This window comes from Rheinheimera texasensis DSM 17496, assembly GCF_000711985.1.
Classification (GTDB): Bacteria; Pseudomonadota; Gammaproteobacteria; order Enterobacterales; family Alteromonadaceae; genus Pararheinheimera; species Pararheinheimera texasensis.
In genome coordinates this window covers 945166-959743 of the sequence record NZ_JONU01000007.1, presented here as the reverse complement: position 1 = coordinate 959743, position 14578 = coordinate 945166, and the positions used below count along the sequence as shown (strand labels likewise).

The window sequence follows — 14578 nt, the reverse complement described above, 5'->3', positions numbered from 1 at the left end:
CGGCAGCAAGGCCGGACTTTGGTTTTCTAAAACAACACCAACACCTTACTTCATTGTCGGCATTGAGAACTGGTTGCCGGTGACCGGGCCTGTTGGCCAGCGGGCTGTGATGGTTTTCATCCGGGTGTAGAAACGGACGCCGTCTGGGCCGTGCATGTTGAGCGGGCCGAATACGCTGCGTTTCCAGCCGCCGAAGCTGTGGAAGGCCATTGGCACTGGGATAGGCACGTTGATGCCGACCATGCCGGCTTGCACCTGGGCGGCGAACTCGCGGGCGGCTTCGCCGCTGGCGGTGAAAATGGCGGTGCCGTTGCCGTATTCGTGTTGGTTAATCAGCTGCAAACCTTCGGCAAAAGACGGGACCCGCACTACAGACAGCACTGGGCCGAAAATCTCTTCGCGGTAAATCCGCATGTCTGGCGTCACGTGATCAAACAGGGTGGGGCCAACAAAATAACCCTGTGGCTGGCCTTCAACTTTAACCTCACGCCCATCACAGAGCAAAGTCGCGCCTTGCTCGACACCGCTGTCGATATAACCGCGCACACGGGCTGCATGTTCTTTACTGACTAACGGGCCTAAATGCGGCTCCGGTTGCTCTTTGCTAAAGGGGCCGGTGCCTGGGCCAGTTTTGGTCTGGGCAATTTCCGCTGCCAGTTTTGCTGTCAGCGCATCGGCAACTTCGTCGCCGACACAAAGCGCGACGGAAATTGCCATACAGCGCTCACCAGCTGAGCCGTAGGCCGCGCCCATCAGGGCGTTCACCACCTGGTCTAAATCGGCATCCGGCAGTACCAGCATATGGTTTTTTGCACCGCCTAAAGCCTGCACGCGTTTGCCGTGGGCAGAACCTGTGGCGTACACATATTCGGCGATAGGGGTAGAGCCAACAAAACTCACTGCCTGCACCCGTGGGTCGGTCAGCAGCACGTCGACGGCGGTTTTGTCGCCGTTGACGACGTTAAACACACCGGCCGGCAGACCGGCTTCAACCAGCAGTTCAGCCAGACGCAGCGGCAGCGACGGGTCGCGCTCTGATGGCTTTAACACAAAGGTATTGCCGCAGGCGATGGCGATTGGGAACATCCACAGCGGCACCATCGCCGGGAAGTTAAACGGCGTGATGCCGGCGCAGACGCCGAGCGGCTGCATCAGGCTGAAACTGTCGACGCCACGGCCGACGTTCATCGAATGCTCGCCTTTTAAAAGGTGCGGAATACCACAAGCGAATTCAACGACTTCGAGGCCACGGGTCAGCTCGCCTAGTGCGTCAGAATAGACTTTGCCGTGCTCCTGGCTAATCAGTTTGGCCAGCTCGTCGCGGTGTTGTTCCAGCAGCGCTTTAAAGTTAAACATCACGCGGGCACGGTTCAGGGGCGTCACCTGGCTCCAGCTGGCAAAAGCCTGCTGCGCACTGGCGATGGCGGCTTCGGTGTCGGCGACAGTGGCCAGTTTGACCTGACGGATCACTTCGCCGCTGGCTGGGTTATACACCGGCGCCACGCGCTCACTGTGACCGGCCTCTGGTTTACCGTTGATAAAATGCAGAAGAGTTTGCATAAAAACGCCTTAATAAGGTTGCTGTTGTTGTTGGCTCTGATAACGGGCGAAGGCTTGTTGCACTTCGTCGCGGCTGGACACGGCCGGAATGGCAACGTCCCACCAGCTGCCGTTGTCGGTACTGACGGCCGGATCGGTTTTGATTTCAATCAGATAGCTGCGGTCGGCGGCGCGGGCGCGGCTGATGGCCTGCTCCAGCTCGGCCACATTGCCGACCTTTTCACTGAGCGCGCCCAAAGCGCGGGCATGCAGCGCAAAGTCGATATCCGGTGCGCTGCCTTCGCAGTCGCGCCATAAGTTGTTAAAGGGCGCGCCGCCACAGCCTTGCTGCAGCCGGTTGATGCAGCCAAAGCCGCGGTTATCCAGCAGCACCACAATAATTTTTTGCCCCAACATCACGCTGCTGGCCAATTCGGAGTTCAGCATCAGATAAGAGCCGTCACCGACCACAACAAAGACTTCGCGCGCAGGTGCCGCCAGTTTGACGCCAAGGCCACCGGCAATTTCATAACCCATACAGGAGAAGCCGTATTCGAGGTGATAACTGCCCGGGCCTTCGGCGCGCCAGAGTTTGTGCAGCTCGCCCGGCAAACCACCGGCAGCACAGACCACCACATCACTTGGCTGCGACTGGCGTTTAATCGCGCCCAGCACCTGAGCGTCTGACGGCAAGCCGCTTACTGGCGCTTGGGTCAGTGCTTCGTACTGTTGCTGCCACTGCTGATTCAGCGTTTGGGCGTGAGCAAGCCATTGGCTATCAACCGGCGACGACTCCGGCCAGTTACCGGCCTGCAGCGCGTCGTCCAGTTGTTTCAGCACAGTGCGGGCGTCGCCCACCAAAGGCTGCGCCTGATGTTTGTGCGCATCAAATGCCGCCACATTAATTTGCAGCAGTGGCTTGCCGGCAAAACCGGTGCGGGACTGGGTGGTGAAGTCCTGTAGCCGGCTACCGACGGCGATAATCAAATCCGCTTCTTGCGCCAGTTGATTGGCAGCCGCCGAGCCGGTGACGCCAATGCCGCCGACCGCGCACGGATGTTGCCAGTGCAGGCTGCCTTTACCGGCCTGAGTTTCCGCCACCGGTATGCCATAACGGGCGGCAAAATCGGCCAGCTGCGTAGCGCATTGGCTGTACAGCACGCCGCCACCGGCAATTAACAGCGGCTTTTTCGCCTGACTGAGCAGCTTCAGCGCATCAAAAATCTCAGCCGCATCGGCCGGCTGGCGACGTGGCCGGTGTGTGGTGGCTGCAAAGAAACTTTGAGGATAACCATAAGCTTCTGCCTGTACGTCTTGCGGCAAAGCCAGCGTGACCGGGCCGCAGTTGATGGGGTCGAGCAGCGTTTGCAGCGCAACCGGCAATGAATGAATGAGCTGCTCAGGCCTGTTAATGCGGTCGAAATAGCGGCTCACCGGGATAAAACAGTCGCTGGCGGCGGTATTCGGATTGCCAAAATCTTCGATTTGCTGCAGCACCGGGTCAGGTTTACGGTTGGCAAAATGATCGCCCGGCAACAGCAACACCGGCAAGCGGTTGGCATGCGCCAGTGCGGCGGCGGTGACCATATTGGTGGCGCCGGGGCCAACAGATGTGGTGCAGGCCATCAGCCGGCGGCGGTCGTTGGCTTTGGCAAAAGCAATGGCCGCATGCGCCATGCCCTGTTCGTTGTGCGCGCGTAGTGTCGGCAGTGTGTCGCGCACCTGATACAGCGCTTCGCCCAGACCTGCGACATTACCGTGACCAAAAATGGCAAACACGCCGGCGAATAGCGGTTCCACCCGACCGTCGTCCTGCTGGATAAACTGGTTGCTTAAGAACTTCACCAACGCCTGCGCCATGGTCAGTCGGATGGTGCTGTTAGGGTTTTTCATAAAGATGCTCCTGCTTCATGAGGACCTGTGGCGCTGTGATCTGCCGCTTGCTTGCGTGCGAGCCAGGCTTCAGTCAGTTGGCGATAATTGGCGCGGATCTGCGTCTGCAACTGTCCATCATCAATCTCGCCGCTTAACCAGGCTTTAGCTGGCGCGCCAAAAATAGTGCGGCCGATGGCAAAACCACGGCACACCGGGAAGGCTGCAGTAGCAGCAAAGGCCGCACAAAGGTCGACGAGAGGGGCATCCAGACCGAGTAAAATCACGCCACGGCAATGCGGCGCCTCGCGCTGAATAAGGTCGCTGACGGCTTGCCAGCCGGCAGCTGTTTGTGGTGGTAATTTCCACCAGTCCGGCCGTACGCCCAGCTGATAAATCTGCGCCATGGCGTTGCACACGGTTAAATCGTCAACCGGCAAATCTTTTGGCGGGATCACTTCCAGTAATAACTCATGGCCGGACAGGGCACAGGCCTGATACAGCTCCTGAATTTGCCGCGCCTGTTGCTGCCATAATGCTTGCGCATCGTCCGGGTGCATAAACACCAAGCATTTCACCGTGTGGCTGCGCGGCCAGCTGACCAGGCGTGAACCGATAGAGCGGCCGCCTTCCAGCTCCAGCGGGCGTGAACCCGGCACTTCCACCGGCCGGCCAATCCACCAGCGGCCAGCTTGCTGTTCTGTAAAAAGCCCGGTTACATCATTGAGCGCGTCCTGACCAAAAGTATCGTCAATCAGCACACCCGGCGCATATCCCTTAGCGGTCAGCTGCAGCACTGTGACTTCAGCCTGTGCGGCCTGCAAAATCAGCTGTTTCAGTTTCGGTAGCCGCGCAGTGCTGGCGCCTGTCGCTTCACACATCTCAACAAATTGCTTGCGATGGTCAAACGCTAAAATACACAGCTCCGGCCACTGCGCCGGTTGGCGTGTGGTGACGCGGTGCAGGTAATTCAGTTCGCTGTCGATGTCCGGTCTTTTTATGGCGTGCTGGCGGGCGATGTAATAATCCAGCTCTTCCGGCGTTGGAATGGCCGGGGCACAGCCGTGGCGCGACACCACTAAAGCGCCGCAGGCATTGGCGTAGGTACAGGCCATTTCAAAAGATTCGCCGCGCAGCCAGCCGCGCAGGAAACCGGCCATAAAGGCGTCGCCGGCGCCTAATACATTCAGCACTTCGACCCGCACACCAGCAGCAAAAAAGGCGTCGTCGAGGCTATCCGGTATAGCGCCGTCAAAAATGCTGCAGCCGTCGGCGCCACGTTTGAGCACAATCACCGCGTCAGTCAGGCGGCGCAAAGTTTTCAGACAAGCGATAGTGTCGGTGCTGCCACCGGCGATATGCACTTCTTCTTCGGTGCCGACAATTAAGTCACACAAAGGCACAATCGACTGTAAATGCGCGCTGACGCTGTCATTGCTGACAAAACGGTTGTCGCCTTCGCCGGGCCGGGTCAAACCCCACAGCACCGGGCGGTAGTCGATATCCAGAATTACTTTGGTATTGTTGGCGCGGGCATAACCAATAGCAGTGCGGGCGACATGGTCCACATGAGCGGTGGAAAAGTGCGTGCCGGTGATAAGCAGCGCTTTGCTTGATGCGATATAGGCTTCGTCAAAATCGCTGACATCGACCGCCATATCGGCGCAATCAGCGCGGTAAAACAACAGCGGAAATTGTTGTTTGCTTTTAATCGATAAAATTGCCAGCGCCGTCAGCCGGTTCGGATCTGTCACCACATGGCTGACGTCACAACCGGCGCTTTTAAGCTCCTCACGGATAAACTGGCCAAATTGTTCGTCGCCAACCCGCGTCAGCATTGAGGCTTTCAGGCCAAGCCGCGCTGCGCCAAAGGCAATATTGCAGGACGAACCGCCGAGTGATTTGGCGAAAGAGCTGATGTCCTGTAGCCGGTCACCAATCTGCTGGCCGTACAAATCGACCGAGGCACGGCCTAAGCAAATCACGTCGAGCTTTTTGTCTGAAACTAGTGCTGTCACCCGCTGACTCCTGCTGTAAAAAGCTGTTTTAATCGCATTTGCTACCGGTGGCCAATTAAAAAAGCACGCTGGCAGCGTTGCTAAAATCTTCGTCAGATTAGAATGAAAATTCTATTAGATCAACTATTGGAATAAATATTTTATTGGGTTAGACTCCAGAGCATCACAGTCCGCCGATTGGTTTTTTTTCGCAATATGGCCACAGCCCCAAGCACGACGAACACTCAGCCAGCTGCTACTCAGGTTGAGCTGGAACAACAGATCAGCAGCCGTTTCAGCAGCCTGAGCGACCGGCTGCAGGTGATTGGCCGCTATTTACTCGACCAGCCACAAGCTGTGGCACTTGGCACTGCAGCATCTATTGCGCAGGCCGCCGGTGTGCACGCCTCTGCACTGGTGCGTTTTGCCAACGCCTTTGCTTTTACCGGTTTTTCTGAGCTGCAACAGCTGTACAAAACCCAGCTGCTGCAAAACCAGCCGGATTATCAGCAGCGTATTGCCGCAGTGCAGCAAGACCATTCAGTGCCCGCCGACAGCGCGGGCCTTAACTACCTGCAGCAAATCAGCAGCGCCAATCAACAGGCGCTGAATCAGCTGTGCCAAAGCATTGATGCCACAGCCTTATCTGCTGCTACCAGCTTACTGGCGAAAGCCAGGCTGATTCATTTACAAGGTGCGCGCCGGGCATTTCCGGTGGTCAGTTACGCCAGTTATCTGCTTGGTAACACCGGCCTTGCCGTGCATTTATTTGATGGCACCGGTTATATGCAGCAGTCGGCGCTGAATCTGCTCGATGCCGACGATGTGTTGCTCGCGGTCAGCTTTGCGCCTTATGCCGCCGAGACCCAAACCGTGGTGCAGCGCGCCAAAGCGGTTGGCTGCAAAGTGCTGCTGATCACCGACAGCCGCGTCAGCCCGCTGTATCAGCTGGCCGACCACACACTGTTGGTGCGCGAAGCCGAGTTACACGCCTTTCGTTCATTAAGCGCCAGTATGAGCCTGGTGCAGGCGCTGGTGCTGGGACTGATTCATGATCACTTAGCACCTGATCAAACCAACGCGCAAAACATCAAACCGGAGCAACCCAATGTCTGATGCAACGACTTCATTACACTGCAAACCGACAGCACCAGACGCTGCAGGTTTTATCCAGCGCGTCACGCCGCAAAGTGCCGGCTGGCAATATGTTGGTTTTGAAGCTGCACAGCTCAAAGCAGGTGCTAATTTGGCTGTCGACAGCGACGGCACCACCGAGCTTTGTGTCGTGATTTTAAGTGGCATTGTCAGTTTTGACTGTGGTGGCCAACAAAATGGTGGCCAACAGTTCCTGCAGGTCGGCAAACGCATGTCAGTATTTGACGGCACCGCGCCTTATGCCTTGTATGTGCCGCCCGGGTTCGCGCTGGAGGTTTTCGCCGACACTGACGCCGAAATCGCTTTTTGCCGCGCCCCTGCATCCGGCAACCAATATCCGCTGCGGCTGATAAAACCCGAAGATTGCACCCGTGAAACCCGTGGCCAGGGCACTAATACCCGGCTGGTGTGTAATATTTTGCTCGGCAACTTGCCGGCAGAGCGGCTGCTGATCACTGAAGTCATCACGCCGCCGGGCCACTGGTCGAGCTATCCACCGCACAAACATGACGCCGACATGCTGCCGGTCGAAAGCGCGCTGGAAGAAACCTATTACCACAAACTCAATCCACAGCAAGGCTTTGCTTTTCAGCGCGTTTATACCGATGACCGCAGTTTGGATGAAACCATTTGTGTTGAGCACAACAGCTTAGTGCTGGTGCCGCGTGGTTATCATCCGGTTGGCGCGCCACACGGTTACGAGCTGTATTACCTCAATGTGATGGCCGGCCCAACGCGGCAGTGGGTGTTTAAAAATGACCCGCAGCATGAATGGATCATCAAAAAATGATCGCCACAGCCGGTATGCGACATGCTGTTTTGTCAGTTGCGACCCGGTTCGCGCGCCGAATCGCGCACGATAAGTTCACAGGTCAGCAAATCAGCTTCGGGGTTTTTCGGGCCTTCATCCGGCAAACCCTGCAGTTTGCGGATCAGTTTATAAGCCGCGCGATACCCAATGGCGGTAATGGGCTGGCGCATCGTCGTCAGGTTCGGCCACACCTTGGTCGAGAGCGCAATATCGTCGATGCCAACCACCGAAATATCGTCCGGAACTTTCAGGCCCCGGCTGTGCGCGCTGTACAGCACACCGACCGCCATTTCGTCGTTCGATGCCAGAATAGCAGTGGGGCGCGGGGTTTTGTTCAACAGCACGGCGGCTGCATCAACACCCGACTGAAAAGTGTAATAACCCTGCACCAGCAGCTTTTCCGGAAACTCAATACCGGCTTCGGCATAGGCCTGGCGAAAGCCGGCTTCGCAGCGCTGACTGGAACCCTGATCCGGGTGACCCAGCACAAAACCAATATCTTTATGTTTAAGCCTGAGCAGGTAGCGCGTCAGTTCATAAGCCGCCTGCTGGTTATCAAAGCCTACGCTGTCACCAAGCGCCGCGTCCGGCGCGCCGATGCGCACATAAGCGACCTTGCGGCGATTGAGCATGTCGAGCAATTCTTTTTTATCACTGAGCGGCGGCACCAAAATCAGGCCGTCGGCGAGGGTGTTGTCGATAAAGCCTTCAATTTCAGCGACCAGGCCTGGCGAGCGGTAGCTGCAGTCGTACAAAAACAACCCCATATTCGATTCACTGCAATACTGCAGCACGCCTTTTTGCAGTTTTTGCAGATAACCGGGGCTTGGGTTGTCGGCCAGCAGCGCGATAAACAAGGAGCGGTTTTTTGCCAGCGCCATGCCAAGCGGGTTGCGTTTAAAACCGGTGGCCTGGATGACCGCCATCACTTTGTCGCGGGTTTCCACCGACACATTGGCTTCATTGTTAATGACGCGCGACACAGTTTTTTTCGATACACCGGCCTGACGGGCCACATCGTTAATGGTGACAGCAGACATAACAGCAACAACCTCCGTTTAGCTGCCGGATAGCAGCGAATACCCTGCGCGCCTGCTGCAACAACTGCAGAAAAAGAAGGGCAAAAATGCGCAGGAAAGAGTCAGGTATAAAGCATATTGACACCGGTGTCAATGTGTCGGCAAGCTATGATAATTGGCTGGCGGATCACGATTTTTAACGAGACATTTTGTAAAAGAATCAATGGTTGCCGCCAAAGCTGCAGCCAGAACGTGTTTAAACAGGAGTCTGAAGTGGAAACTGCACAACAATCGGCCGCTGCGCTGGTGTTGTCCTGCGCCGCCTTGTTAAGTGGCCAGCATCACAGCACAGCTTTACAATCTGCACTGGTTTATCCTGCGCTGGCAGATTTTGCCCGAGGGCTTTACCGGGAGCTTGCGTCGTCAGCTGCAGCGCCGGAGCAAGGCACTCAGCCACTTGGCGCTTTGTTAAGCCAGGGCTCGGCCCGGTTGCAACCTTTGCTGATTACTACAGTGGCACGGTTGGAGCAGCAGCAGTCGGTTGAGTATCTCTGTTTTGCCAGTGCCTGCTGGCTGCGTTACAGCATGGGCTTTGATGGCAAAGGCGACACGCTGGTTGTCGAAGACGCTTTAGCCGACCAGCTGATGCAAAACCGTTTAGAACGCTGGGATCATATTGACGAGCTGACGGCCGGTTATCTGGCGATTGATGGCTTATTTCCTGCGCCGCTCGCGGCACAGCCGGCCTTTGCTGAGCGTCTTGCCTACTGGCTCTGTGTCATTCTGGCCAACGGCATGGGCACTGCGCTGCAAATTCTTTCCATTGAATGCCGCGATTACAGCGCGCGTGATTTCAGCACTTTCGCATCAGATAAGAGGACTCCGGCATGATTAAAGTGACCGTTTGGAACGAATGCCGCCACGAAAAAGAAGACGCCGATGTGCAGGAAGTTTATCCGGAAACTATCGGTGGCTGCATCGTCGATAACCTCCAACCTTATGGCTTTGATTTAACGCTGAGCACGCTGGACGACCCGGCGCAAGGCTGGCCGGATGAATTAATTGAAAGTACTGAAGTTGCCATTTGGTGGGGGCATCGCTATCACGACGAATTAAGCGACGCGCTCATCGACAAGCTGCAGGCGCGGGTGCTGGCCGGCATGGGCCTGATTGTGCTGCACAGCGGCCATCACGCCAAACTGTTTAAACGTCTGATGGGCACCAGCTGTAACCTGAGCTGGCGCGAAGCCGAAGGCGGCGAGCGCGAACGGGTCTGGTGTTTAAAACCGTCCCATCCAATTGCCTACAACATTCCGCCATATCTGGAACTGCCACAATCGGAAATGTACGGCGAGCCTTTTGATATCCCGGAGCCGGACGAACTGATTTTTAACTCCTGGTATCAGGGTGGGGAAGTGCTCAGGAGCGGTTGTACTTTCCAGCGTGGCCGCGGCCGGATTTTCTTTTTTGCGCCGGGTCACGAGACCTTCCCGATTTATCGCAACGAACACATTATCCAGATTTTGGCCAACGCCATCGCCTGGGCACATCAACCGCATCAAAGCGGCTGGAACCTTGGCAACTGGGGCCGGCCTATTCCGCTCGAAGCCGGCGCGCCGAAGCAAACCTACTACAAAAAACCACGCAAGCTGATGCTGGCGGAAAAGGCCGAAAAGGCGAAGAAATAACCCCTACCTGATAAAAGTTGCCAGAACAGCAAACCATTCGCTGGTTTGCTGTTTATACTGCAAAAGGAACAGGAGGTGTGCCAATGACAGGGAAATATGCCGCGAGGCTGTTATTGTGGTTGTCGGCGTTGCTGCCAGCAGCGCTCCAAGCCTGTGGCCTGCGGGTCGTCACCGAAGATTTACCGCCTTATCAGGTGGTGTATGAGCAGAGGGTGGTGGCAGGTTCAGCTTATCTGCAGGTTCAGGCCATTCTGCAGGCTGCCGGTTTACCTTGCCGTACTGAAGTTTTGCCCTGGGCCCGTGCTTTTGACCTGGCCCGCACCCAACCCAATACCTTGATCTATTCATTGGCGCGGCTGCCCGCCCGCGAGAACTTGTTTATCTGGCTGGCACCGCTGATTAACGCCGATTATCGTTATTATTCAGCCAGTAGCGCCGTGATTGAACAAATTCAGCAAGGTAAATTACCGACTGAATTCACTGCTGTGGCCGTCGCTGGCAGCATGATGGACAGCACGCTGCAGCAGATTGGTTTTGTGCCAGACCAAAACCTGATTTTGGTCAAAGATGTGAATGCCCAATGGAAAATCCTGCAGTTAAACCGCGCTCAGCTGACGCTGGCATTTGAACCGGATTTTCAGGCGCTGAGTGATGCCAAAGTGCGGCAAACCCAGTTTTATGCCTCGCGTCAGATAGTCCGGCAAATTCAGCTGTATCTGGCAGCGCATCCGCAGACTGACCCAATATTGTTGCAACAACTTAAAGCCGCGGTCGCGCAGCAGGCGCAACAAAGCCTGACAGTGAATGCACCAACCCAGTAAAAGGCTGGCTATAATCGGCGATGGTCAGTGAAAATCGCAGTGTCCTTCACATCGGGCATCGGCGACCGGCAGTCTGGAAAGGTGTACCAATGATGACAAAACTAGCGCTCTTGGGTTGGCTGTTGCTGCTGGCCTGGCCCTTGGCGGCACAACAACCAGAGCGCCCGGCCAGAATGACTTTTTCCTACGTCGACCATCCGGCCATGGTCAATTTTATTATCCCGGTTATTCGCGACGCTTATCAAACATTAGGTATAGAAACTGATTTTATTGCACAGCCATCGAACCGCAATTTGCTACTGGTCGACAAAAATGTGGTGGATGGAGACGTTGGTTATATGCGGATTGTGCTCGATGGCTACGCCAACATCATCAGCATAGAACCGCCTTTGGTATCAGGTGTTTACACCTTGTTGTGCCAGCCAAAGCTGCCATGTGATCCGTCGCTGTTGTCCGACCCGGAGCAGACTATTGTCACCACTTCAGTCTCCAAACATGGTCTGGAAAAGGGCTATCGCGTTGCCATCCGCAGCCAGTTTTATGTAGTCAATGATCTTGCCAACATCCCCAAATTTGTCAGCAGCGGGCGTTTTAGCTACGCCATTTATCCCTCAACGGCCAGTGAACTTAAACGGTTGGATCCGGCGGAACTGCGTTACGTGACGCTGTTTGATGCCAATCTGTACCATGTGCTGCACAAAAAATATGCCTTTATGGCCAAGGATATCACTGCGGCGTTAGAGCAAAGTCTGGCGAAGCGGAAGATGCGCTGAGGCGAATCATCACGTCAGACATTTTGTATACGCAAAAGTATCTTTTCGGGATAAAAAAACTGCTATCTTGGGTACGGCGTGCTTAGAGCCAACGTTTGCTCTTAACAACAGGGATGAGGATGAAAGCGATATATCTGGTGCTGACCATACTGGTCTGCCTGCTGCAAGAAGCGCTGATTGTGCAGTTGTATTGCCTGGTGACCGGGCAAAATCTGCCGCCTTATTTACTTAGCCCATTAGATAAAACGGATCTTCAGCCACTGTTGTCGCATCTGCTATCCGGTGTTTTGCCCCTGCTCGGGGTTTTTGTTGTGCTGCTGATAGTTCGGCGCCAATCTGCGCAAATTCGCCAATCGGCCGGCTGGGGCAGTCTTATCGCAGCTGCAGTCAGTTTTAGCTTTTTGGTATTAAATCAGTGGGTTCCGCTGATTGAAGGTGCCAAAATGTCATCCACTTTTGCCATCGGCAGCGTTTTCACTTTGATTTACACTTGCTTGTTCGCTCTGCTGGGAGGTTTTCTCGGCGCACGGTTTGGGCGGATGAAAGCTGCTAGTTGAATCCTAAGTGACTCAGCTAATGCCCTTTGTGCTAGTCCGGTTTTAAATCTTGTAATTTGTTCATGGTAGTTAAATATGTCCAATCCCGACTGATTGGTGCTCAGCTACTTGATGGATCGTGCCCGATTTAAATGGAAAGGAAACCGCTGTGTTTGTTTTTTTACTTATTCTCACGTTTTCGCCCACGATAATGATGATTTGGGGCATCACAGCCCGGTTGGATGATATTTGGCGGACACTAATTCTCATCTTTCTGGTGCCATTGATTTACCAGAGTTTTTTTAAAATCCTAAACAGAATTTTCATGGCCCGGCCCGTACTGGCCTCAGGGTTGCCTTTCATCGTGTTATTGGTACTGACATTTTTAACCCAGGTGCTGCTTTACGTCATTGTTTTAAAATGTTTTTATATTTTGTCACAGTGATGCGTTCATGAGAAACAAGGATACTTGAATGCACGAGATACCAAAGCAACCGGCGTTAAGCAAAGCGATGATTAGATTGTGTCATGTTCCCATCGTTTTCAGACTTCTGTTAATACTGTGTGCGCTCGCACTGGCGTGGCGCTTTCCCACTCTGAAAGAGGGATTTGCGCCGGAACAGTTAGAGCAAATCAGCGGTACACTGCATTCTGTATGGTGCTTGGAACAAAAACGGGGTGGTGATCATGTTTATCTTCAGACTTCCTTATCGCCAGACCCGATCTTGATGTCTGACTGGCAACGTTGTGAAAACTTGCCGCATATCATGCATAACCCGCCACAAAATATACCTGTGATGTTTTATGTTCAGCGCTCCGAAAAATGGTTAGACACATTGGCGGGGAAAGTCGTGTTTCAGGTCGTTGCCGTAGATCAACTGGTTCCAGATCGCCGACCTCTGGTGTATCCGGCCGCAGGGCTTGGTACTTTTATTCATAGCGTCAGCATCATATGACTTAGCGACGTTAAACCAGTTGTGTTTTATAGCCGTCTGTGGCGTCTTTGTATCGCTGATGTTATTGCCGCTTTGGTTGAGCTTACGACTTAAATGCCATTTACTGCAGACTTTTACTATGTTGTTGGTATTTAACGTGTTGGACAGCATGCTGCTGTATCGTTGGTCCCGAAACTGGTTAAACAGCTCGGAGTGAACCGAATGGCGGTGCCACTTTTCACTCCAAGCTATGCTCCAATCTTAAATTAAAGCGTCACCGGCACGCCATGCTGGCTGGCAGATAACTTAATGGCATCCCACAGCTGCGCCATGCGCAGGCCTTGTAATACGTCGGATGGATTGGCAATTTCGCCGGTGCGGGTTTGCATAAAGACGTTCATCAGATTGTTGGCGGCTTCCTGTTCTTTGCGCACCACATTGCCCTGGGTATCTTCAATTTCCATCCAGCGGCCCCAGGCGCAAATGCGCACTATGGCGGTTGGGAAATAACATTCAATGCGCGACACGCAGCGGATTGCGCGGCCGCTGGCGTGCAGGTTAAACAGCGTGCCGTCACTGAGTTCGCCGGAAACAGAAGTCACCACGTCAACCGGGAAACCGAGGTTTTGCATCATTGCGCTGATGCGGGCGAACGGTTTGCTGGTGATGCGCGATACGGTGTTCATCATGTGGGCGCCGGTATCAAACATAAAACCACCGCCGGAAATCGCCGGAATTTGTTTCCAGTGGCCCTGATATTTGTCGGCCCAGTCTTCCCAGATGGCGGCGTTGATACTGACCAGCGGGCCGTATTTTTCTGTCGCGATAGCGTCGCGCAGCTCGGCAACTAACGGCGATAAGCCGCCCTGATAAGCCACCACCAGTGTTTTGCCGCTGCGCTGCTGGGCAGCAACTAAGGCTTCAGCTTCTGCCACTGTCGTCACCATCGGCTTTTCCAGCAGCACGTCAAGGCCCAGGTTCAGCGCCAGCAGCGCTTGCTCAGCGTGGGCGGCGTGTGGCGTACAGATATAGACCGCATCCAATGATTTGGCTTCAGTATTAAGCAGTTGTTGCCAGTCGCTATAGCTTTGCGGTGCGGCTTTTTCTGCGGCGGCAGCGATAGTGGCGACATTCGCCATCGCGGCTGGATTTGGGTCCATCACGGCGCGGATTTGCAGGTCGTCCCGGCTGATCCAGGTCTGAATATACTGAGTGGCTTTGGTACCACAGCCGATGATCGCTAATTGTAAGGCCACAGCAAAACTCCTGAAGGTTAAAAACCTATAAAAAACATAAAGATATACTAATTAAAGCTCAGGTTTGCCGGCCTGTGCATAGTGTTGCTACCGCTGGCATTGACACCATTAAATTGTATATTGACACCGGTGTCAATAAGCGTATTATCAAAGTCGACAGGGTTTTCTGCTTAAAA

General features: G+C 54.5%; 13 protein-coding genes. 8 read left to right on the top strand and 5 right to left on the bottom strand.

Annotated elements, in window-relative coordinates; all coding sequences use genetic code 11:
• Positions 1 to 45: 45 nt before the first annotated feature.
• The 3 genes from Q399_RS0104455 to Q399_RS0104445 are packed head-to-tail and all read right to left on the bottom strand — an operon-like array spanning position 46 to position 5429.
• A complete protein-coding gene (locus Q399_RS0104455) occupies positions 46 to 1560 on the bottom strand; it encodes a CoA-acylating methylmalonate-semialdehyde dehydrogenase (RefSeq protein ID WP_031566030.1) in 1515 nt (504 codons plus the stop codon).
• Between the two features lie 9 nt (positions 1561 to 1569).
• Positions 1570 to 3432: a 3D-(3,5/4)-trihydroxycyclohexane-1,2-dione acylhydrolase (decyclizing) gene (iolD, locus tag Q399_RS0104450; protein ID WP_031566028.1), complete on the bottom strand. Its 1863-nt coding sequence runs from the start codon at positions 3430 to 3432 to the stop codon at positions 1570 to 1572.
• Positions 3429 to 5429, bottom strand: coding sequence for a bifunctional 5-dehydro-2-deoxygluconokinase/5-dehydro-2-deoxyphosphogluconate aldolase (locus Q399_RS0104445; RefSeq protein WP_051685730.1), 2001 nt, complete (start codon positions 5427 to 5429; stop codon positions 3429 to 3431). The genes iolD and Q399_RS0104445 overlap by 4 nt, the downstream gene beginning before the upstream one ends.
• A gap of 195 nt (positions 5430 to 5624) precedes the next feature.
• Here Q399_RS0104445 and Q399_RS0104440 point away from each other — a divergent pair, with 195 nt between their 5' ends.
• Both Q399_RS0104440 and iolB read left to right on the top strand, forming a co-directional pair.
• On the top strand, positions 5625 to 6524 hold the full coding sequence (locus Q399_RS0104440) for a MurR/RpiR family transcriptional regulator (RefSeq protein WP_051685729.1): 900 nt from the start codon (positions 5625 to 5627) through the stop codon (positions 6522 to 6524).
• Positions 6517 to 7353 carry a 5-deoxy-glucuronate isomerase gene (gene iolB / locus Q399_RS0104435; RefSeq protein WP_031566020.1) on the top strand — a complete coding sequence of 279 codons (837 nt, stop codon included), beginning with the start codon at positions 6517 to 6519 and terminating at the stop codon, positions 7351 to 7353. The genes Q399_RS0104440 and iolB overlap by 8 nt, the downstream gene beginning before the upstream one ends.
• Positions 7354 to 7385: 32 nt before the next feature.
• Here iolB and Q399_RS0104430 read toward each other — a convergent pair whose 3' ends face one another.
• A complete protein-coding gene (locus Q399_RS0104430) occupies positions 7386 to 8414 on the bottom strand; it encodes a LacI family DNA-binding transcriptional regulator (protein WP_031566018.1) in 1029 nt (342 codons plus the stop codon).
• 252 nt (positions 8415 to 8666) lie between these two features.
• Between Q399_RS0104430 and Q399_RS0104425 the strand changes: the two genes are divergently transcribed.
• The 6 genes from Q399_RS0104425 to Q399_RS0104395 all read left to right on the top strand — a co-directional run bounded on the left by Q399_RS0104425 (position 8667) and on the right by Q399_RS0104395 (position 13167).
• Positions 8667 to 9284 carry a hypothetical protein gene (locus Q399_RS0104425; RefSeq protein WP_157836220.1) on the top strand — a complete coding sequence of 206 codons (618 nt, stop codon included), beginning with the start codon at positions 8667 to 8669 and terminating at the stop codon, positions 9282 to 9284.
• The gene (locus Q399_RS0104420) at positions 9281 to 10081 is read left to right on the top strand and encodes a ThuA domain-containing protein (RefSeq protein WP_084164082.1); all 801 of its coding nucleotides are present in this window, start codon (positions 9281 to 9283) and stop codon (positions 10079 to 10081) included. Before Q399_RS0104425 ends, Q399_RS0104420 begins: the two co-directional genes overlap by 4 nt.
• An 83-nt stretch (positions 10082 to 10164) precedes the next feature.
• Positions 10165 to 10902 carry a hypothetical protein gene (locus Q399_RS21390; protein WP_051685728.1) on the top strand — a complete coding sequence of 246 codons (738 nt, stop codon included), beginning with the start codon at positions 10165 to 10167 and terminating at the stop codon, positions 10900 to 10902.
• 89 nt (positions 10903 to 10991) lie between these two features.
• The gene (locus tag Q399_RS0104410) at positions 10992 to 11675 is read left to right on the top strand and encodes a hypothetical protein (protein ID WP_031566010.1); all 684 of its coding nucleotides are present in this window, start codon (positions 10992 to 10994) and stop codon (positions 11673 to 11675) included.
• A gap of 119 nt (positions 11676 to 11794) precedes the next feature.
• Positions 11795 to 12232 (top strand): hypothetical protein, encoded by a 438-nt coding sequence (locus Q399_RS0104405; RefSeq protein WP_031566007.1) that lies wholly within the window; start codon positions 11795 to 11797, stop codon positions 12230 to 12232.
• Between the two features lie 452 nt (positions 12233 to 12684).
• Positions 12685 to 13167 (top strand): hypothetical protein, encoded by a 483-nt coding sequence (locus Q399_RS0104395; protein WP_031566003.1) that lies wholly within the window; start codon positions 12685 to 12687, stop codon positions 13165 to 13167.
• Between the two features lie 245 nt (positions 13168 to 13412).
• Here Q399_RS0104395 and Q399_RS0104390 read toward each other — a convergent pair whose 3' ends face one another.
• Positions 13413 to 14402 (bottom strand): Gfo/Idh/MocA family protein, encoded by a 990-nt coding sequence (locus Q399_RS0104390; protein WP_031566001.1) that lies wholly within the window; start codon positions 14400 to 14402, stop codon positions 13413 to 13415.
• Between the last annotated feature and the right edge of the window lie 176 nt (positions 14403 to 14578).